This is a genomic window from Limnobacter humi (assembly GCF_024518835.1).
Classification (GTDB): Bacteria; Pseudomonadota; Gammaproteobacteria; order Burkholderiales; family Burkholderiaceae_B; genus Limnobacter; species Limnobacter humi.
On sequence record NZ_JANIGO010000001.1, the window covers coordinates 324,111 to 343,631 of the forward strand.

19 protein-coding genes and 2 riboswitches are annotated in these 19,521 nt (G+C 58.7%); of the genes, 15 read left to right on the plus strand and 4 right to left on the minus strand.

Translation table 11 applies throughout. From position 1 onward, the window contains the following. The first annotated feature begins 200 nt into the window (after positions 1-200). A complete protein-coding gene (locus tag NQT62_RS01530) occupies positions 201-764 on the plus strand; it encodes a cob(I)yrinic acid a,c-diamide adenosyltransferase (protein ID WP_256762788.1) in 564 nt (187 codons plus the stop codon). Here NQT62_RS01530 and NQT62_RS01535 read toward each other — a convergent pair. From NQT62_RS01535 to mscL, 4 genes are all read right to left on the minus strand, one after another. Further along, complete coding sequence (locus tag NQT62_RS01535) at positions 742-2,799, minus strand: site-specific recombinase (protein WP_256762789.1); 2,058 nt, start codon at positions 2,797-2,799, stop codon at positions 742-744. The two genes, NQT62_RS01530 and NQT62_RS01535, sit on opposite strands and share 23 nt — an antisense overlap. Before the next feature lie 54 nt (positions 2,800-2,853). Continuing rightward, positions 2,854-4,665 (minus strand): glutamine--tRNA ligase/YqeY domain fusion protein, encoded by a 1,812-nt coding sequence (locus tag NQT62_RS01540; RefSeq protein ID WP_256762790.1) that lies wholly within the window; start codon positions 4,663-4,665, stop codon positions 2,854-2,856. A 59-nt stretch (positions 4,666-4,724) separates the two neighbouring features. After that, positions 4,725-6,014: a D-amino acid dehydrogenase gene (locus NQT62_RS01545; protein ID WP_256762791.1), complete on the minus strand. Its 1,290-nt coding sequence runs from the start codon at positions 6,012-6,014 to the stop codon at positions 4,725-4,727. Positions 6,015-6,061: 47 nt separating this feature from the next. Next, positions 6,062-6,176: riboswitch (glycine riboswitch) on the minus strand. An 8-nt stretch (positions 6,177-6,184) separates the two neighbouring features. Next, positions 6,185-6,276: riboswitch (glycine riboswitch) on the minus strand. Positions 6,277-6,318: 42 nt separating this feature from the next. Further along, on the minus strand, positions 6,319-6,774 hold the full coding sequence (gene mscL / locus NQT62_RS01550; protein ID WP_256762792.1) for a large conductance mechanosensitive channel protein MscL: 456 nt from the start codon (positions 6,772-6,774) through the stop codon (positions 6,319-6,321). A 150-nt stretch (positions 6,775-6,924) separates the two neighbouring features. On the opposite strand from mscL, the gene NQT62_RS01555 reads away from it, so the two are divergent. The 14 genes from NQT62_RS01555 (at position 6,925) to bioA (ending at position 19,512) form a co-directional block, all read left to right on the plus strand. Further along, positions 6,925-7,653 (plus strand): YebC/PmpR family DNA-binding transcriptional regulator, encoded by a 729-nt coding sequence (locus NQT62_RS01555; RefSeq protein WP_256762793.1) that lies wholly within the window; start codon positions 6,925-6,927, stop codon positions 7,651-7,653. 11 nt (positions 7,654-7,664) lie between these two features. Beyond that, positions 7,665-8,936 carry a phosphoribosylamine--glycine ligase gene (purD, locus tag NQT62_RS01560; RefSeq protein WP_256762794.1) on the plus strand — a complete coding sequence of 424 codons (1,272 nt, stop codon included), beginning with the start codon at positions 7,665-7,667 and terminating at the stop codon, positions 8,934-8,936. Positions 8,937-8,942: 6 nt separating this feature from the next. Then, positions 8,943-9,854 carry an oxygen-dependent coproporphyrinogen oxidase gene (hemF, locus tag NQT62_RS01565; RefSeq protein WP_256762795.1) on the plus strand — a complete coding sequence of 304 codons (912 nt, stop codon included), beginning with the start codon at positions 8,943-8,945 and terminating at the stop codon, positions 9,852-9,854. Between the two features lie 74 nt (positions 9,855-9,928). After that, positions 9,929-10,894, plus strand: coding sequence for a hypothetical protein (locus tag NQT62_RS01570; protein WP_256762797.1), 966 nt, complete (start codon positions 9,929-9,931; stop codon positions 10,892-10,894). Between the two features lie 39 nt (positions 10,895-10,933). Beyond that, complete coding sequence (gene nadD / locus NQT62_RS01575; RefSeq protein ID WP_256762798.1) at positions 10,934-11,590, plus strand: nicotinate (nicotinamide) nucleotide adenylyltransferase; 657 nt, start codon at positions 10,934-10,936, stop codon at positions 11,588-11,590. A gap of 44 nt (positions 11,591-11,634) precedes the next feature. Further along, entirely contained in the window at positions 11,635-12,054 is a 420-nt protein-coding gene (rsfS, locus tag NQT62_RS01580; protein ID WP_256762799.1) for a ribosome silencing factor, read from the plus strand. After that, entirely contained in the window at positions 12,051-12,521 is a 471-nt protein-coding gene (rlmH, locus tag NQT62_RS01585) for a 23S rRNA (pseudouridine(1915)-N(3))-methyltransferase RlmH (protein ID WP_256762800.1), read from the plus strand. Before rsfS ends, rlmH begins: the two co-directional genes overlap by 4 nt. Before the next feature lie 16 nt (positions 12,522-12,537). After that, positions 12,538-13,230, plus strand: a complete 693-nt coding sequence (locus NQT62_RS01590; protein ID WP_256762802.1) for a Maf family protein — start codon at positions 12,538-12,540, stop codon at positions 13,228-13,230. A gap of 13 nt (positions 13,231-13,243) precedes the next feature. Further along, positions 13,244-14,719, plus strand: a complete 1,476-nt coding sequence (gene rng, locus NQT62_RS01595) for a ribonuclease G (RefSeq protein WP_256763511.1) — start codon at positions 13,244-13,246, stop codon at positions 14,717-14,719. Positions 14,720-14,729: 10 nt separating this feature from the next. Then, on the plus strand, positions 14,730-15,938 hold the full coding sequence (locus tag NQT62_RS01600) for an aminotransferase class I/II-fold pyridoxal phosphate-dependent enzyme (protein WP_256762803.1): 1,209 nt from the start codon (positions 14,730-14,732) through the stop codon (positions 15,936-15,938). Beyond that, complete coding sequence (locus tag NQT62_RS01605) at positions 15,922-16,710, plus strand: hypothetical protein (protein WP_256762804.1); 789 nt, start codon at positions 15,922-15,924, stop codon at positions 16,708-16,710. Before NQT62_RS01600 ends, NQT62_RS01605 begins: the two co-directional genes overlap by 17 nt. An 8-nt stretch (positions 16,711-16,718) precedes the next feature. Further along, positions 16,719-17,513, plus strand: a complete 795-nt coding sequence (locus NQT62_RS01610; protein ID WP_256762805.1) for a methyltransferase — start codon at positions 16,719-16,721, stop codon at positions 17,511-17,513. Further along, positions 17,510-18,142, plus strand: a complete 633-nt coding sequence (gene bioD / locus NQT62_RS01615; RefSeq protein WP_256762807.1) for a dethiobiotin synthase — start codon at positions 17,510-17,512, stop codon at positions 18,140-18,142. Before NQT62_RS01610 ends, bioD begins: the two co-directional genes overlap by 4 nt. Continuing rightward, complete coding sequence (gene bioA, locus NQT62_RS01620) at positions 18,139-19,512, plus strand: adenosylmethionine--8-amino-7-oxononanoate transaminase (RefSeq protein WP_256762808.1); 1,374 nt, start codon at positions 18,139-18,141, stop codon at positions 19,510-19,512. Before bioD ends, bioA begins: the two co-directional genes overlap by 4 nt. Positions 19,513-19,521 lie beyond the last annotated feature (9 nt).

Genomic DNA, 19,521 nt, shown 5'->3' on the forward strand with positions numbered 1-19,521 from the left:
CCTTGTGGAACCGCTTCCTGCGAACAGCATTACCTGCACAGGTGTGAGGGTTTTTCTCACCCGGCAACCGATTTGCCAGGACCCCTGCGTTAAACTCAAAGTATAGGCTCGAAGTGCACCCAGTGGACTCCGGGTTGTCCACAAGGGCCTTTGTTTTTGTTCAATGATTTGGGCCACCACACCGAGGCAGTACACACAGCATGGGCAACAGACTTTCCAGCATCACCACCCGCACCGGCGACGACGGCACCACTGGCTTGGCCGATGGCAGCCGGCTTTCCAAAAAAGACCTGCGCGTGCACGCCATGGGCGATGTGGATGAATTGAACTCGCATTTGGGCCTGCTGCTGACGGAACCACTGCCCGAACCCCTGGGCACCGAGATCACCCGCATTCAACACGACCTGTTCGACCTGGGGGCAGCGCTGTGCATGCCAGGCTTTGATGTGTTTCCCGACACTGCCGTGGCCCGGCTGGACACCCTGATTGCTGAATTCAACAAACCCTTGGCCCGGCTGGAAGAATTCATTTTGCCCGGTGGTAGCCGAGCCGCCGCGTATGCGCACATTGCCCGCACAGTGTGCCGCCGCGCCGAACGCGTGGTGGTTGACCTGAAAAGCCACGAAGACGTACCGGAAGAACTGCTGCTGTACTTAAACCGTTTGTCAGACTTTCTGTTCGTCGCTGCCCGATGGATTCACCACCAGGCCGGCGTGCAGGATGTTCAGTGGAAGAAGGGGTTTAATCGGCCTGCTCAGGCTTGATGCTGGCAGCCGTATCCACCACGGGCTGTGGGCGCGGCGGGTAGAAAAAATCCCGAGGCCGTTTCAAAAAACGGCGCCCCAAACCACCGGCGAGTTTAACGACTTCGCGCCGGCGCACGCCACGGGCCTTCAGGGCCGTATAAAACGCCAAACTGAAGCTCACCGCCAGGTTGGTTAATCCAATGGCCACGGCTGTGCCCGCATAAAAAGCCACTTCCCAAGGGTTGAGGCCGAAGCCTTGCGCCTCCATGGCGTACGCGAGGTTGGCCGATGAAAACGTGATGTGCCGGATATCAATCGGTAAGCCCAGCAAAAAGCCAACAAAGCCTGCGGAGCCCAACATGCAACCAAACAAAAAATTACCCGCCAAGGCACCGGTGTTGTTCACCAAATAATTGGCCAGCCGGTTCAGACGTGCCACCCCAAGCAAACGGCGCAACCAGGGTACCTTGCGAAGGCGGTCTGGAATGCGGTGGTACATGCTGAGGTTGTCGTAATAGCCAGAAATAATGCCCGCCAAAAACAGAAACACACCGGCAATCGCCGCATGGGGAATGGCGCCCGACAGCACCGGGTTCAACTCCAGCAACATTTTTTCGCTCTTCTCCAGCGAAATGGGAGAGTGCCCGAACAAGGCAGTGCATGCCAACGCAATCAACAAAGCCGACAGAAACGCCAGCAGCATATTGCCCATGATCGCCACAAACTGGGTGCGAGCCACTTGCACGACCAGTTCCACCACCCGGTCGATGCTGGTCAAGCGACCATTGGAAGAATCCAGCGCAGCAGCAATGCGTGCAGCGGTCATGGCCGGTTGCTTGGTGGCAATGGTGAAATGCAACAGGTGGATAATCACAAAGCCAATGCCGTAGTTCAAGCTAAAGAGTATTGCCTCCCAAAGCGGTGGAACGTGCCATGCGGCCATTTGCGCCTTGATGAGTGACAAGGCCCCCACAATCACACCAGCGCCAATCGCAGCCTTGGCCATTTGCCAATATTCTGCAGGGGTTTCCGTGGCGTACTTTTCGCCGGTTTTGCTGGCATGCTCGGTTACCCGCACCGCCAGTTTGTCGGTCAAGCTCGTCCAGAGGTCGCTCAGGGAATGCTTGCGGTTTTCTTCTCGAACCAATGCGCCGAAAAACTCCACCGACAGGGCCAGACGGCTATCGCAGGGCAACAGGCCAGTCAACTTGAGCAGTTGACGCATGCGTGAAATCGATTGTTCCAAACGAATCAGAATCAAACTCAAGGTCACTGAGGTGCCCTGCACGCGGGCCTGCCCATGCGCTTTGCGAATGTAGTCCATGCACTGGTCCAGCAGCACATCCAGGTGGTCTGCCAACCGCTCCACCGAAGCCCTCTGTTTCATGGCCTGCTGCGCCTGTGCCACCACCTGTCTCAATTCCAGGTGCTGCTCTACAAAAGGGGTGGTGGTGCGGTCGGCCGCATCCAGACAACGCGTGAATTCAGACTCAACACCCAGCGAAGCCACACGCACAGCCAACAACTCCAGCGCCTCCAGCATCTCCTGTTGAACCCGGACCCATGCCGGCAAATCGGCTTGCGCCCAATCCAGGAGCCCAACCAATCGCTGCCAGTGGTGGATCTTTATCTGCTGAACCCACTCATGGTCATTGGTTTTGTCAAACAACAAACCCAAGGTTTCTCGCAGGGTTCTGTCTTCCACAGTGGCGGGCAGCAAACGCTGGAAGAGCCGATTTTTCATGGCCTGACCAAAGGTTTCGTTGCCTAGAATCCCCAGCTCGGCAACGGTATACCGGTACCGCCGCTCCAGCAGAAATTGCTCGAGGTAAGCTTTCACCTGCAAACGCACACTGACGTCCGCCTGTAACAAATCCAGCAACAGCGTGCACCGGCGGTCAAGCTCAAAGTGTGAGCCCAGGGCATCGTGACGCAGCCACACCACCAAGTGGTGCAGCGGCAAAATATCCGCATCATGCCCTGGCTCGGCCACCATGCCACTGAGAATGGTGCGCAAGGACTGCAAAATATTCACATTGCTGGTGTTCGGCATGCAAGCCCCCGTGGAAGAGGCCCCCCAACACCGAACCTGTGCAGGGGGCAGACGTTATTTGGACCAACTGTCCTTCAGGGTGACCGTGCGGTTGAACACGGGCGAGTCTGGCCGGTGGTCTTTCAGGTCGGCCACGAAATAACCATGACGCTCAAACTGGTAGATGGTTCCCGGGGTACTGGTTTTCACGGAGGGCTCCAGATAGGCGGTTACCTCGGTCAGCGAGTTCGGGTTGAGCACGTCCAGAAAATTGCGACCACCCGCATCCGGATGTTCTTCGGTGAACAGTCGGTCGTACAAACGCACCTTGGCGGTAACAGCCGTGGCTGCATTCACCCAGTGCAGGTTACCCTTCACTTTGTAAGTGTCTGCACCTGGGGTACCCGACTTGCTGTCCAGAAACACATTGGCATGCACGGCGATCACTTTGCCGTTCTCGTCTTTGTCGCAACCGGTGCATTCGATCACATAGCCATAACGCAGGCGAACCTTGTTGCCTGGGAACAACCGGAAGAATTTTTTCTCAGGCACTTCCTGAAAGTCTTCCGCCTCAATCCACAGGCGCTTGCCAATGCTGAAGTCGCGCTGCCCCCATTCGGCATGGTGCGGGTGAACTGGTGCCACACAGTCATCGCGCCAATCCTCCGGGACATTGTCCAGAATCAGTGGCAAGGGGTCGAGCACGGCCACAGCACGGTGGGCTTTGGGATCCAGGTCATCTCGCAGTGCGCCTTCCAGCACGCTGTAGTCAATCCAGGAATCGGACTTGGACACCCCAATGCGGTTACAAAACAGTTGAATACCTTCCGGTGTAAAGCCTCGACGACGCAGACCCACAATGGTGGGCATGCGAGGGTCGTCCCAACCACTCACGCGGTTCTCCAACACCAATTGCTGCAGCTTGCGCTTGCTGGTCACCACGTAGCTCAAGTTCAAGCGCGCAAACTCCACCTGCTTGGGCAAGGGGTGGGCCAATATCGCCTTCAACACCGAACCATCGGGCTGGGGGTGGTCTTTGGCCAAGTTGCCCAACAACCAATCGTAAAACGGCCGCTGGTCTTCAAACTCCAGCGTGCAGAATGAATGGGTGATGCGTTCCAGCGCGTCTTCAATGGGGTGCGCAAAGGTGTACATCGGGTAGATGCACCAACGGTCGCCCGTGCGGTGGTGGTGCGCATGTTTGATGCGGTAAATCGCGGGATCCCGCAGGTTGATGTTGGGGCTGGCCATGTCGATTTTGGCACGCAACACGGCAGCGCCATCGGGCAGCTCGCCGTTTTTCATGGCGGCAAAACGGGCCAGGTTATCGGCCACACTGCGGTCGCGGAACGGGCTGTTCACGCCGGCCTGGGTGAGCGTGCCCCGGTTGGTGCGCATGTCCTCTGCGCTTTGTTCATCCACGTAGGCCAGGCCCGCACGGATGAGGAATTCAGCGCTCTCGACCATGAAGTCGAAATAGTCGCTGGCGTGGTACAGGTTGGTGTCGCCAAAGCTGTTCCAGTCAAACCCCAGCCAGCTGACCGCATCCAGAATTGAATTGGCAAACTCTTCACTTTCCTTTTCGGGGTTGGTGTCGTCAAAGCGCATGTGACAGGCGCCGGCGTACTCTTTGGCCAAACCGAAATTGACGCAAATGGCCTTGGCATGGCCCACATGCAGGTAACCGTTGGGTTCAGGCGGAAAGCGCAGTCGAATGTTGGCTGGGTCAGCGGGTGCGCCGGCATGCACCGCGGCACCACCAGGCTTGCGGGCCCACGGGCGGTGCTGGTATTCGGGCTTCTGCAAATCCTGATCAATGATGTTTTTCAGGAAATTGGAAGCCGGGGCATGATCGGCCCCGGGGGTATGGCTTGGGTTGCTGGACATCAGCGCATCCTTGTTGGCACATTGTGTGACGAATGCGCCGATGTTAGCAAAATCAAGGCTTATGCAACGCTGAGCGCTTCGCCCTTCTTGGAAGAAATTCCGGTGAAGGCAAAATCCAACTCAGGCTGCTTGCCGCTCATGATGTCGGCAATGGAGCGACCGGAGCCACAGGAGTGTGTCCAGCCCAGGGTGCCGTGGCCGGTGTTGAGGTACAGGTTGGCAATTTTGGACACACCAATGTAGGGCACGTTGGAAGGGGTGGCCGGGCGCAAACCAGTCCAGTACACGGCTTGCTCGGGGTCGGCCATGCCGGGGAACAGCTCCATCACACGGCGGGTAATGGCCTTGCAGCGCACGTCGTTGAGGTTGGTGCTGTAGCCGTTCAGTTCGGCGGTACCTGCAATTCGCAGTTTGTCGCCCAAGCGTGAAAATACGAGCTTGTACTCGTCGTCGGTCAGGCTGACAGAGGGGGCCTTGCTCGCATCCTGAATCTGCAGGGTGGCCGAATAGCCCTTGGCAGGGTAAATCAGCAGGTCAACGCCCAAATCCTTCACCAGCATTGGGCTGTAGCTGCCCATGCACAGCAGGTATTTGTCGGCTTTCAGCACTTGCACTTGGCCGTCGGCACCGCGAACACGCACGCCGCTGATTTCGCCACCTTCGGTGTCCAGGCCCAAAATGGCGGTGTCGTACTTGAACTGAACCCCCTTCTCGGCACACAACTTCGCCAGGTTTTGAGTAAAGCGATGCGCATCGCCACTCTCGTCGGCCTCGGTGTAGGTGGCACCGGCGATTTTGTCTTTGACAGACGCCAGTGCAGGTTCCAGGCGCACGGCTTCGTTGGCATCAATCACTTTGCGGTCGCAACCAAATTCCCGCATGATTTCAGCGGGTTCCAGCGCGTCTTCAAACTCTTGCCGGTTGGTGTAAAAGTGCAAAATGCCCTTGGTCAGGCAGTTGTATTCGATGCCGGTTTCGGCCCGCAATTCTTGCAGGGTGCTGCGGCTGAAAGTACCCAGGTTCACCATCTGAATGATGTTGTGCCGGGTGCGCTCAGGGGTGCATTCACGCAAAAACTGCATGCCCCAGCGCCATTGGCGCGCGTCCGCACGCAGGCGGAACAACAGGGGAGCGTCTTCTTTCATCAGCCATTTCAACACCTTTTTGGGTGCGCCCGGGTTGGCCCAAGGCTCGGCGTGCGAGACAGAAATTTGGCCGCCGTTGGCAAAGGAGGTTTCCATGCCGGCTGCAGGCTGACGGTCAACAACCGTGACGTCAAAGCCAGCCTTGCTCAAAAACCATGCGGAAGTAATGCCGGTGACGCCGGCGCCAAGAACGATCGCTTTCATGGGAATGCTCCAAAAACAAAGAATGGGCTAGTGGCAACAATGCCGTTCAGCCCCTCTCTGTCCTTGTGCCTGAAAGATTCGCAACGCAGGTGGGTTGCTTGCCTCTTCGGCGGTTGGCGACGCAGCAGGTGGCCGCGCCCAACGCTCTCCAGATTTGATCGATTGTTTGATCGGTTGAACCTGTACATGGGCCTGAGCGTTCATGGGGTTTGCGCCTTCGGCGAGCCAAGCAGTTGCCCGGCTACTCTCCAGATTCAACCCCCCAATTGTACTGCAGCGCAGCACCCATGTGGTAGTGCTTTCTTTAGTGTTTTTGCTCGGCAGCCTTCAGCGCATCGCGAATTTCACGCAACAAAACGATGTCTTCCGGCGTGGGTACTGGCTCTGCGGGTGCAGCCGCTTCTTCTTTTTTGGCGATGTCGGCCAGCTTTTTCACCTGGCGCACCATCATAAAAATAATGAAGGCCAAAATGGTGAAGTTGATCACCACCGTGATGAAGCTGCCGTAGGCCAGCACCGGCACGCCAGCTTTGCGCACCGCTTCCAGCGTGGTCGCCGTGCCGGGCGGAATGTCGCCCAAGGCCAGAAACAGGTTGGAAAAGTCCAGATTGCCCACCACACGCCCTACGATGGGCATGATGACGTCTTCCACCAGGCTTTTCACAATGCCGCTGAAAGCACCACCGATGATCACGGCCACCGCCAAATCGACCACATTGCCCTTGACTGCAAATTCCCGGAATTCCTTGAGCAAACTCACGTTGCCTCCTGATGAATGAAAAATAAAGGTGAAATACTGCAAAAGGTCCAACCCGCGCAGATTATCACCGTCTCCACCCGGGGTGTCGGCCCTCGCCAGCCGGCTGGTGATAAAATTGCACCTCTTTGATTTTCATCTTGAAAGCACGCCATGGCAGGACATTCCAAGTGGGCCAATATTCAACACCGCAAAAACCGGCAAGACGAAAAGCGCGGTAAGGTCTGGACCAAAATCATCCGTGAGGTGAGTGTGGCTGCCCGCATTGGCGGCGGCGACCCCAACACCAATCCCCGCCTGCGCCTGGCCCTGGACAAAGCGGCCGATGCCAACATGCCCAAGGACAACCTGCAACGCGCCATTGCGAAGGCCACGGGTGAAGCCGAAGGCGTGAACTACGAGGAAATCCGCTACGAAGGGTATGGCATTGGCGGTGCGGCGGTCATCATCGATTGCATGACGGACAACAAAGTGCGCACCGTGGCCGAAGTGCGCCACGCGCTGACCAAACACGGCGGCAATTTGGGCACCGATGGCTCGGTGGCGTTCATGTTCAAGCATTGCGGCCAGTTCATGTTTGCACCGGGCACCTCGGAGGACACCGTGATGGAAATCGCCCTGGAAAACGGGGCCGATGATGTGATTACCCACGACGATGGCATGATCGAAGTGACCTGCCCCGTGACGGAATATCACACCGTCAAGACAGCATTCGATGGCGCCGGCTTGAAAGCAGAAGCCTCGGAACTGACCATGAAACCCGCCAGCGAAACCGAACTGACCGGCGACGACGCCGTCCGCATGCAGAAAATCATCGACATGCTGGAAGACCTGGATGATGTGCAGCAGGTGTACACCAACGCTGTATTCAACGACGAATAACGGAGCAATCAATGAAAATTTTGGTGGTTGGATCGGGCGGTCGTGAACACGCCATGGCTTGGCGAATTGCCCAAGCCCCGCGGGTGCACAAAGTGTATGTTGCGCCTGGCAATGGCGGCACTGCGCTGGAACCCAAGCTGGAAAACCTGCCCATCACCGACCTGCAAAAACTGGCTGATTTTGCGGAAAAGGAGGGCATTCACTTGACGGTGGTCGGCCCTGAAGCGCCCTTGGCGGCGGGCATTGTCGATATTTTCCGCATGCGGGGCCTGCGCATTTTTGGCCCAGCCAAGCTGGCAGCGCAGCTGGAAAGCTCCAAAGACTATGCCAAGGCCTTCATGAAGCGCCACGGCATTCCAACGGCCGAATACGAAACCTTTACCGACGCTGCCAAAGCGCACACCTACGTCAACCAGCGCGGCGCACCCATTGTGATCAAGGCCGATGGCCTGGCTGCTGGCAAAGGCGTTGTGGTGGCCATGACGCTGGAGGAAGCCCACCAGGCGATTGATGACATGCTGCTGGGCAATTCCATGGGGTCTGCAGGCTCTCGCGTGGTCATCGAAGAATTTCTGGACGGCGAGGAGGCCAGTTTCATCGTGATGGTGGATGGCGTGAATGCGCTGGCCATGGCCTCCAGCCAGGACCACAAGCGCCTGCTGGACGGCGACCAGGGCCCCAACACGGGCGGCATGGGCGCTTACAGCCCGGCACCGGTGGTCACCCCCACCTTGCACGCCCGTGTAATGCGCGAAGTGATTTACCCCACCATCGCCGGCATGAAAAAAGACGGGTTGGTGTACACCGGCTTTTTGTACGCAGGCCTCATGATTGATGCAAAAGGCGACGTCAAAGTGCTGGAATTCAACTGCCGCATGGGCGACCCGGAAACCCAGCCCATCATGATGCGCTTGAAGAGCGACTTTGTTGAATTGCTGGACCATGCCATTGATGGCACGCTGGACCAAGTGGAAGCGGAATGGGATCGCCGAACAGCCTTGGGCGTGGTGCTGGCGGCCCACAACTACCCCGGCCCCCCCCGCACCGGCGATGTGATCGAACTGAATGCCAAACCGAACACCGAGGCTGCGGTGTTCCATGCCGGCACAGTTGAAAAAAATGGCAAGGCCGTCACTTCCGGTGGAAGGGTGCTGTGCGCCACGGCACTGGGTGAATCGGTGCGCCAGGCACAATCCAAAGCCTATGAATTGGTGAATACCGTGCACTTTGACGGCATGCAATACCGCACCGACATTGGCTACCGGGCCATTCAGCGCAAATAATCCGCCATGAACCTCACTCCCAACCACCTGGCACGCGTCAAAGCCTATTTGCAAAACCTGCAAAGCAACATCATCGATGGCATCGGCCAGTTTGAAGGCAAAGCTTTTGTGTCCGACAGTTGGGAGCGCGCAGAGGGCGGCGGCGGTTGCAGCCGCCTGGTTGAAGAAGGCACCCTGCTGGAGCGGGGTGGTGTTAATTTCAGCCATGTGATGGGCTCACAGCTGCCCGGTTCGGCCACAGCAGCCCGCAAAGAGCTGGCGGGCGCCAGTTTCGAGGCCATGGGGGTGTCGCTGGTATTCCACCCTCGCAACCCGTATGTGCCCACGGTGCACATGAATGTGCGCCTGTTTGCAGCCACCACCACCACCGGCGAGTCCGTTTGGTGGTTCGGCGGTGGCATGGACCTCACGCCCTACTATGGTTTTGAAGAGGACGCACAGCACTTTCACCGCACTTGCGAAGCGGCACTCCACCCCTTTGGCGAACATTACCATCCCAAGTTCAAAGCCTGGTGTGACGAGTATTTCTACCTGAAACACCGCAAAGAGCCCCGGGGCGTGGGCGGTGTATTCTTTGACGACTTTTCGGAATTGGGTTTTGAAGAGAGCTTTGCACTCACCCGCAGCGTGGGTGATGCGTTTCTGAAAGGCTATCTGCCGATTGTGGAGCGCCGCATGAGCCTTCCCTATGGCGACCGCGAGCGTGACTTTCAAGCCTACCGCAGAGGCCGCTACGTGGAATTCAACTTGGTGTTCGACCGGGGCACGCTGTTTGGCCTTCAGAGTGGCGGGCGCACCGAATCCATCCTCATGAGCATGCCTCCACAGGTGAAATGGCGTTACGACTGGCACCCAGAACCAGGCACAGACGAAGCCAAGCTGTACACCGATTTCCTCATTCACAAAAACTGGCTTTAAACACAAACACCGCGAACAAAACCGGCGCGGCTGTTACTCATGAGGGTCATCAAACCTTCCACCATCCGTCTGCCATGAATCCGGTTCACCATCGCTTTGATGTCGCCCTTGCTCGGGACATCACCCAGCGCATTGCCATACCCAATACCATCGCTGCTCAACATTCCAAATCGCTCACCTCGGCAACGCATTTCATTTCGGTCCGCATGCTGGCGGAAACACCGCCCCATGTGGTGGGCAGTACCCACGCCCTGGGCAGGCCCCATACCCGGGTGCAAACGGCAGACGGCGGCCGCGAAGTGGGTGAGTTCATCGATACGGCCCAGCCAACATCGCCGGTGCTCACCCGTGGCGTCCGCAAAACCGCTTTGGGACTGTGCCTGGCGGGTGATTTCGAGCCAACACCCTGTGGCACCAGCCATTTGCGTGAAGGCATGGTGCTGGACTTGAACCCCCATCATCGCGCTGGCTGGCCTCACTTCACCAGCGGCAACCACCATGCACCAGGCGCCGATGGACTACCCCGGCTCAGCGAGGGTATTCAGCGGCTACCACACGGTATCCAGTGCGGCGCCTTTGACTGGAATGCGGACCGGGGGCAGCAGTTGTTGCATGGCTGCCACCTGCTGCCCGACGGCACTGGGCTGGACCTAATAGCGGGGGAAGCCGCGGCACGCATGCCTCACGCCATGGTCAGGACCGCCATGTGCCTGTACCCGGATGCGGCCACTTTGCGCAACCAGCGCAACACACAGGACAGGCCCTTGGCCCACATGGTTGCGCGGTTCGAGAAAATCCTGCTCAGCATGAACAACCCACACCATCCGGCCTTGTGCCAATGCATTGCTGAACAGGTGGGGCACATTCGCGCAGCCGGTTCCAAACAAGCCCTTTTGGTGGCTGTGATGCAGGCTGCCGTGGACATTGAATTGTTGATTCGCCAGGCACCCATGCCGGAACCCAAGCTGTGCGAGGGGTTTGCAAAACTGTACAACAGCCTGGGAAGCTATGCCTGCCGAGGTCAGCTCCATCCAGCCTGAAGCGGTACACTGGTGTTTTGACTGTCAACCCTTCAACACATGCCCGACTTCGGCAAACAAATCTGCCTCATCGGCGGCAGTTTCAACCCCATCCACATGGGCCACTTGCAGATGGCCCGGTCGGCCCAAGCCCAGTGCATGGCCGATGAGGTGTGGTTTTTGCCAGCTGGACAACCGTGGCAAAAGCAGAACTCGGCATTGGCAGAAACCGCCGACCGGGTCCGCATGGTGGAATTGGCCATCGAGGGCGTGCACTCGTGGCGGGTTGAGCGTGTTGAAGTGGACAAGACCGAACCCAGTTACACCGCCAACACCCTGGAGACCCTGTGTGAGCGACACCCCAAGCACCGATTTTCGTTCGTGATTGGCGCTGATCAATTGGCCAACCTCACCACTTGGCGACATTGGGAAAGCCTGTTTGACTATGCCCGCATTGGTGTGGTGGACCGTATTCAGTGGGGCGAATTTACCGTGCCAGAGCCCTTAAAGAAACACCTGCAGCATGACCGGCTGTTCCGCATCCCCATGCCAACCATTCAATTGAGTTCCACCCTGCTGCGACGCCAGTTTGAACTGCTGGACTCGCCAGACGCCCAAATTCGCGAGACGGCCCGCAGCACGCTGGAAGCCGGGCTACCAACGCAGGTGTACAAGTACCTGATGGCAAAGCCGATTTACCGCCCGAAGGCGGTCTAGTTTTGGTACACTTCGGGCTCAAACATCACCCCACCTGGAATTGCATGGATTTGCGAAAACTGCAGCGCGTTGTTGTCGACGCGCTTGAAGACATCAAGGCACAAGACATCGCTGTGTTCGACACCGCCCACATCAGCGATGTATTCGACCGTGTGGTCATGGCCACCGCCACGTCCAACCGACAAACCCGTGCCTTGGCGAAAAACGTGCATGACAAAGCCAAAGAGGCCGGTTTCGAGGTGCTGAGCATTGAAGGTGAAGACACCGGGGAATGGGTATTGGTTGACTTGGGCGATGTGGTGGTACACCTCATGCAGCCAGCCATTCGGGAGTACTACCACCTGGAGGAAATTTGGGGCGACAAGAAAGTGCGCGTGAAACTGAACCCGCACAGCCTGAGCAAACCCCAGCCCGGCATTGATTATTTTCCCCAGAACAACGCCTACCCCAGCCTGGCCTCTTGAAGATCACGATCATTGCGCTGTCCCACAAAATCGAACCGTGGGCACAGCAAGCGGTGGAGCAGTTTCAAAAGCGCTTCCCGGCCGACTGGAAGCTGACCATCAAGGAATTGAAACCAGAAGACCGTTCTGCCGGTAAAGCCGTGGATCAAATTCTGGCCAAAGAAGCCGATCGCATTCGCGCCGCCATCCCCACCGGCAGCAAAGTGGTGGCGCTGGATGAACGGGGCGAAAGGCTCACCAGCAAAGCGTTGTCCGACCAATTGTTGAAATGGCACAATGCCAGCGAACAACTCACCCTGCTGATTGGCAGCGCCGACGGGCTGGACAGCCAACTGAAAGCCCAGTGCCACGCCCTGTGGCGAATTTCAGACCTGACCCTGCCCCATGCCATGGTTCGCGCCTTGCTGGTCGAAGCCCTGTACCGTGCATGGTCCATTCAGGCTGGGCACCCTTATCACCGGGAATAATTCAGGACCATTCACCATGCCCAAGCTCGCACAATCCAGCGGTTTGCCGACCCACGTCTGGTTGGCCTCCAAAAGCCCCCGCCGGCGTGAACTGCTGCAAACCCTGGGTGTTGAGGTGGATATTTTCCTGGCCCAAACCGGCGATGCTGCCGAGGCCCTGGAAGAGCCACTGCCTGGGGAGCATCCGCTGAACTATGTCCAGCGAATCACCGAATTGAAACTGAACACGGCGCTGCAGGCCATGCGCCCCCAAGGCCTGCAGGGTGTGGTGCTGGCATCCGACACCACGGTGGCGCTGGGCGACACCATATTGGGCAAACCGACGGATGCTGAGGAGGCACGCCGCATGCTCAAGGCCCTTTCGGGCCAAACCCACCAGGTGCACACGGGTGTTGCGGTGACCTATTTGCAGCCGGCGGGCCACAACAACCCAACTGGACCTGCTACCTCAAACTGGGTGACGGTCCAATCGTCTCTGGTCACCGTGAGTGAATTGCCCGATGCATTCATCACGGCCTACATCGCCAGCGGTGAACCGTTCGACAAAGCTGGGGGCTACGGCATTCAGGGTGTATTTGGTCAATACGTGTCGCACATTTCCGGCAGCCATTCTGGCATCATGGGGTTACCGCTGTTTGAAACAAGCCAACTGCTGCGCGCACTCCAAACGGCGGAAACACAACGCCAATCCAATTCAAAACTGCCTTAGAAGTATCGGGATGATCAACGAACAAATTCTGGTGAACGTCACGCCCCAGGAAACGCGGGTGGCTGTCGTTCAGCACGGTGCTGTCCAAGAGCTGCACCTGGAACGCTCCTCCACACGCGGCATTGTCGGCAATGTCTACCTGGGCAAAGTGGTTCGGGTGCTGCCGGGGATGCAATCCGCATTCGTGGACATCGGGCTTGAGCGGGCCGCTTTTCTGCATGTGGCCGACCTGTGGGAGCACCGCACCTACAATCACCACCAGTCCAAGCAAGGGGGTACGCCACCGCCCGCCATTGAGAAAATGGTGTTTGAAGGGCAAACCATTATCGTGCAGGTGAGCAAAGACCCATTGGGCACGAAAGGGGCTCGCCTGACCACGCAAATCAGCCTGGCTGGCCGAATGCTGGTCCACCTGCCCCAGGATCCGCACATCGGGGTCTCACAGCGCATCGAAAACGAGGGTGAACGGGAAGAACTGCGCGCCAAGCTGATGCGCTTGCTGCCACCCAACACAGGTGGTTTCATCATCCGCACCCATGCGGAAGAGGCCAACGATGATGAGTTGACGGCAGACGTGAATTACCTGCGCCGCCGGTGGGCAGAAATGCTGGAACTGACCCGGCAAAAGCCCGCCCCCAGCCTGATTTACGAAGACCTCACCATGGCCCAACGCGTGGTGCGTGACTTGGTGAGCGACGAAACCCAAGCCATATTGGTGGACTCCAAGGAAACCTTCCGCAACCTGCAAACCTTCGCTGAAACCTACGCAGCCGAGGTGCTGGACCGCATCACCCTGCACCAGGGCGAACGCCCCCTGTTTGAGCTGTACAACATTGAAGACGAGTTGCAGAAAGCCTTGGGTCGCCGGGTGGACCTGAAGTCGGGTGGCTACCTCATCATTGACCAAACCGAAGCACTGACGACGATTGACGTCAACACCGGTGGGTTTATTGGCGCACGCAATTTTGAAGAAACAGTGTTCAAAACCAACCTGGAAGCCGCTCAAGCCATTGCCCGCCAGCTTCGGCTGCGTAACCTGGGTGGCATCATTGTGATTGACTTCATCGACATGAATGATGAGGCCCACAAACAGGCGGTGTTGAGCGAACTGCGCAAAGCACTGGACCGCGACCGGGCCCGCACCAGCGTGACAGAGTTTTCAGCGCTGGGCCTGGTCGAAATGACCCGCAAGCGCACCCGCGAAAGCCTGGCCCACCTATTGTGCGAGCCTTGCCCCGCCTGCCAGGGCAAGGGGCAAGTCAAAACCGCTCAAACTGTGGCCTACGACATCATGCGGGAAATTGTTCGCGAAGCCCGCCAGTTCAACCCGCGAGAATTCCGCATTCTGGCATGCCCGGCTGTGGTGGACCTGTTTCTGGAAGAAGAGGCCCAACACCTGGCCATGCTGGAAGAGTTTGTGGGCAAACCGATCACGCTGCAGGTGGACAATCTGTTTTCTCAAGAGCATTACGACATCATCCTGACCTAATGTGAATTGAATGACCCTCAATGACGCTGCCGCCGCTCGCCTGGACGATCTTCAGCATCAACACCTGAAACGGGCACTGCTGCCTTGCCCTGTGTCGGGTCGGGCATTCGACTTCTCCAGCAACGACTACCTGTGCCTGTCCACCCACCCAGAGGTGGTCGATGCTGGCATGGCCATGGCCAGACGTTACGGTGCAGGGGCCACAGGCTCGCGGCTACTGTCGGGCAATCTTGACTGCTTTGAACAACTGGAAGCCCAAATCGCCCGGTTTAAACAGGCTGAGGCTGCGCTGCTGTACGCCACAGGCTACCAGGCCAACAGCAGCGGCCTAGCCGCGCTGCTCGACAAAACCTTGTGGGCAGGGCAAGAACCGCTGGTGTTTTCAGACCGCCTTAACCATGCCAGCCTTCACCATGCCTGCCAGTTGGCAGGGGTGAAGCAGTTGCGTTTCCGGCACAACGACTTTGAACACCTCACCGAACTGCTCAATAAGCACCGGGGTAGCGAGCAACCCAAAATCATCGTGACCGAAACAGTGTTTGGCATGGAAGGCGATTTGCTGCTGGTGGAGGAATTGGCGGAATTGGCGCTGGGACACCGCGCGGTGGTGTACCTGGACGAAGCACATGCCACTGGCGTGTGGGGGCCCGAGGGCCGTGGCCTGGGCGCCCTGCAAACCCCAGCCATTGAGGCGCTGAAAGCGATGGGGCACTGGGTGGTGATGGGCACCTTCAGCAAAGGGGTCGGGGTAAGCGGGGCTTACATCGCCTGCAGTGCCGTGTTGAAGCACTATTTGCTCAACCGAAGCACCGGCTTTGTCTATTCCACCGCACCGTCGCCTTTTGTGGTGGGTGCCATCGGCAAAGCGCTGGAACTGATTCCCGCCCTGGAACCGGATCGACAAACCCTGCAGACCAATGCCCAAGCCCTGCGGGACATGTTGCACGCCATGGGCTTTAACACGGGCCTGTCCAACACCCACATTGTGCCCGTGCTGGTGGGGCAAGCCAGTCACGCCCTAGCACTGAAAGACCACCTGCTACAGTTGGGCATCCGGGCATCGGCCATTCGACCACCCACGGTGCCTCCACACACGGCCCGGGTGCGACTGGCACTGAATACCGGACACCACGGCCTGCATGTACACGCCCTGGTGGAGGCCTTGCGGCATTGGTCGACACACCCATCAGCCCATTCAAGCGATGTCAACCTTGGTTAAACCCTTGGTGGTGATGGCACACGGCTGGGCCTACACACCCACATTTTTTGAACCCTGGCTGCACCAGTTGGCCACCGAACAACCCACCCTGTTTGCGGCGATGGACTGGTGTCTGCTGGATGCCGGTTATAGCCAGCAGACCAGTCAGAACCTGCGCATTGGCCCAGTGAACATCCCTTGCCTGTCAGCCACCGCACTTTACCCCGTGTTGCGGCAGGCCCTGCGCTGCGTGGGCATTGGGCATTCCATGGGGCTTTCAACACTGCTGGAGTGCGCCAGCCAAGCAGAAAAACACTGGGCTCATTTGGTGAGCCTGAACGGGTTTACACACTTTACAGCGCGCCACACCGACCAACCCGGCACGCCCGCGCGCGTGCTGGAACGCATGCTGCGGCGTGCCCATCAAAACCTGCCTGCCGTGGTGGACGAATTCCAAATCCGCAGTGGCTGTACGCAAACCGCAGCCTGGAATGACCAGGCGCTGTTGCACGACCTTCAACGCCTCATGACGCTTGACAGCCGCCCCCTGCTCCTGCGCGCCACGGACCAAGGCACCACCCTGACCTGCCTGCACAACCTTGACGATGCAATTGTTTCAGCGGAATTGACAGCCCAGTGTTTTCAGCCGTGGGCACAAGCCATGACACTACCGGGCGCGCACAGCGACATGATGCAGACGCCACGCCGGTATACTTCATCAACATCGCCTTTGGTGATCACCTTGACAGAGGCCGCCCAATTGGCCATCACCAAGCCCCACCAAAACCATTGAGCATTGCATTGAACCATCCGACCATTCCATTGGCCCATGCCGAGCGGTTTTCCCAGGCCGCCCAACAGTATGAGCACCATGCCCGTGTGCAACGGCATGTGGCCGCGCACTTGTGGAAATGGTCACAGGCCCTGCTCGAGAGTGAGGCCCGTGCATTTTCACCCCAGGCCTGTGTGGATGTGGGCTGTGGCACCGGGTTCCTCACGGACCGCATGCTCAAACACTACCCACAGTTGCCCGTGCACGCCGTGGACATGGCACCGGGCATGCTGGCAGCCCTGCAAGCCAAACACCCCGGCCATACGCAACTGCACACGCACTGCTTGAATGGTGAAACCCTGTCGATGGAACACCTGTGGATTCCCCCGCACTCACTGCTGATGTCCAGCATGTGTGCCCAGTGGTTTGACGACCTGGAAGCCGCGGTGCGCCGCTGGCTGTCGGTGTCCAACACCGTGGCCTTCAGCGTGTTGCTGGACGGCTCATTCCAGGTCTGGAAGGCAGCCCATGAAGAAACCGGGCAAGCCTGTGGCTTGCGGGCATTGCCCACCGCGGCCCAGCTTGAACACATGGTCAATACCCTGGTCAGTGAAGGCCTGGTGGTCCGCAGCGCCCTGCATGACAAAGAATTCCTGGACCACCACACTGACGGGCTTTCATTTGCGCGCAGCTTGCGCTTCATTGGCGCCGACCAGCCCCATGCACAGCACCAGCCTGTGCAACTGCGCAAGGTGATCCGCGCCTTGGGTGGTGCCTGTACACTGAACTATCATCTCGGCTTTTATTGTCTTGAACGCGCATGAGCTCAGCGACTTCTCGATCGGTTTTTGTCACAGGCACCGACACCGGCATTGGTAAAACCGTGGTCAGTGCCTGGCTTTGCCTGCACTGGGCCAGCCATTACTGGAAGCCTGTTCAAAGCGGGCTGGATGGCGGAACCGACAGCCAGTGGGTGGCGCTACTCAGCGGCGTCACCCCCTTGCCGGAACGCCACCGCCTGACAGCCCCGCTGTCGCCCCACCAGTCTGCCGAGCTGGATGGCATCCAGATCCAACTTCAGGATTTTGAATTGCCCAAGGCCGAACGCTTGGTGGTGGAGGGTGCGGGCGGCTGCCAAGTGCCGCTGAACTGGCAACACACCATGCTGGACCTGATGAAACACCTGCGCCTGCCCGCCCTGTTGGTGGCCCGCAGTGGCTTGGGCACCATCAACCACACGGTGTTGTCCCTACAAGCCCTGAAAGCCGCCCAAGTGCCCGTGCTGGGTGTGGTCATGGTGGGCGAACGCAACCCAGCCAACCGCAAGGCGATTGAACATTTTGGTCAGGTGCCGGTGCTGGCGGAACTCCCCGTGTTGGCGAACCTGGACCGAGAGCACCTGGCTGCCCAACCCATGCCCAAAGCACTGCATGACGCACTGGAGGCCCTGTGAGCAAGGTCGACCTCACCCCATGGCAGGTCGACGATGCCCAGTTTTGTTGGCACCCCTTCACCCAAGCCCACACCGCCAAACCACCGGTGGTCATGGTTCGCGGCGAAGCCGAGTTCTTGTGGGACGAGCACGGAAAACGCTACTTCGACGCAGTGTCCAGTTGGTGGGTCAATATTCACGGCCACTGCAACCCCACCATTGCCCAAGCCGTGGCTGAACAAGCCAGGCAACTCGAGCATGTGATGTTTGCCGGCATTGCCCACCCGCCAGCCATCGAACTGGCCAAAGCCCTGATCGACTGTGCACCAGCGCCCATGGCCAAGGTGTTTTATTCCGACAATGGCTCCACCGCCATTGAAGTAGCCCTGAAAATGGTGTTTCAGTACTGGCAAAACCTCGATGGCCCGCACAGCCCGCGCAAGCGCCTCATTGCCCTTCAAGGTGGTTACCACGGCGACACCTTTGGCGCCATGGCCGCAGGCCAGTCCAGCGGGTTTTACGACCCGTTCAAACCCTGGCTGTTTAACGTGGACTTTATTGAATGCGGCACCTGCGCCTGCACGGAAGACGCCGCGCTGGCCCAACTGGACGCCTTGCTGGCCGAGCAAGGCGAGCACATGGCGGCCATGATTCTGGAGCCACTGATTCAGGGCGCTGCCGGCATGCGCATGATGCGCCCTGCCTTTGTGGCCGAGCTGTGCAAGCGTTGCCATGCAGCCGGTGTATTGGTGATTTTCGATGAAGTGTTCACCGGCTTTGGCCGCACGGGCACCCTGTTTGCAGCCGACGCGGTGGCCGAGCAAGGCGGGCATGCCGACATCATTTGCCTGTCCAAAGGGCTTACCGGCGGATTCATGCCCATGGCGGCCACCCTGGCCTCCCAAGCCATCTACGATGCCTTCCTGAGCCCTGAGGTGAACAAGGCCCTGCTGCATGGCCACTCCTACACCGCCAACCCGCTGGGGTGCGCTGCGGCACTGGCCAGCCTGCGGCTGTTGCGCAGTGAACCCGTGCAAGGCCGCCTGCGGGACATTCAGGCTGTGCATGCAGACTGGCTGCCCCGCCTGGCCACCCACCCTCAAATTCAAAACCCGAGGGTGTGCGGCACCGTGGCAGCCTTTGAGATACAATCGGCGCAGAACGGGTATGGTTCATCCGTCAGCCAACGGCTGCGCGAAACCTTCATGGAACGCGGCATTGTGGTGCGGCCCCTGGGCAACACCCTGTACTGGATACCCCCCTACTGCACATCGCCCAGCACACTGAAAGGTGCCTACAACACCCTGATGGACGTGCTGGATGACTGGGCAGCACCCCCACAAAAAAACGCGCCCACACGCCCACCCGGCACAGGCAGCGAACTGTTCTGAAGGAAGCAC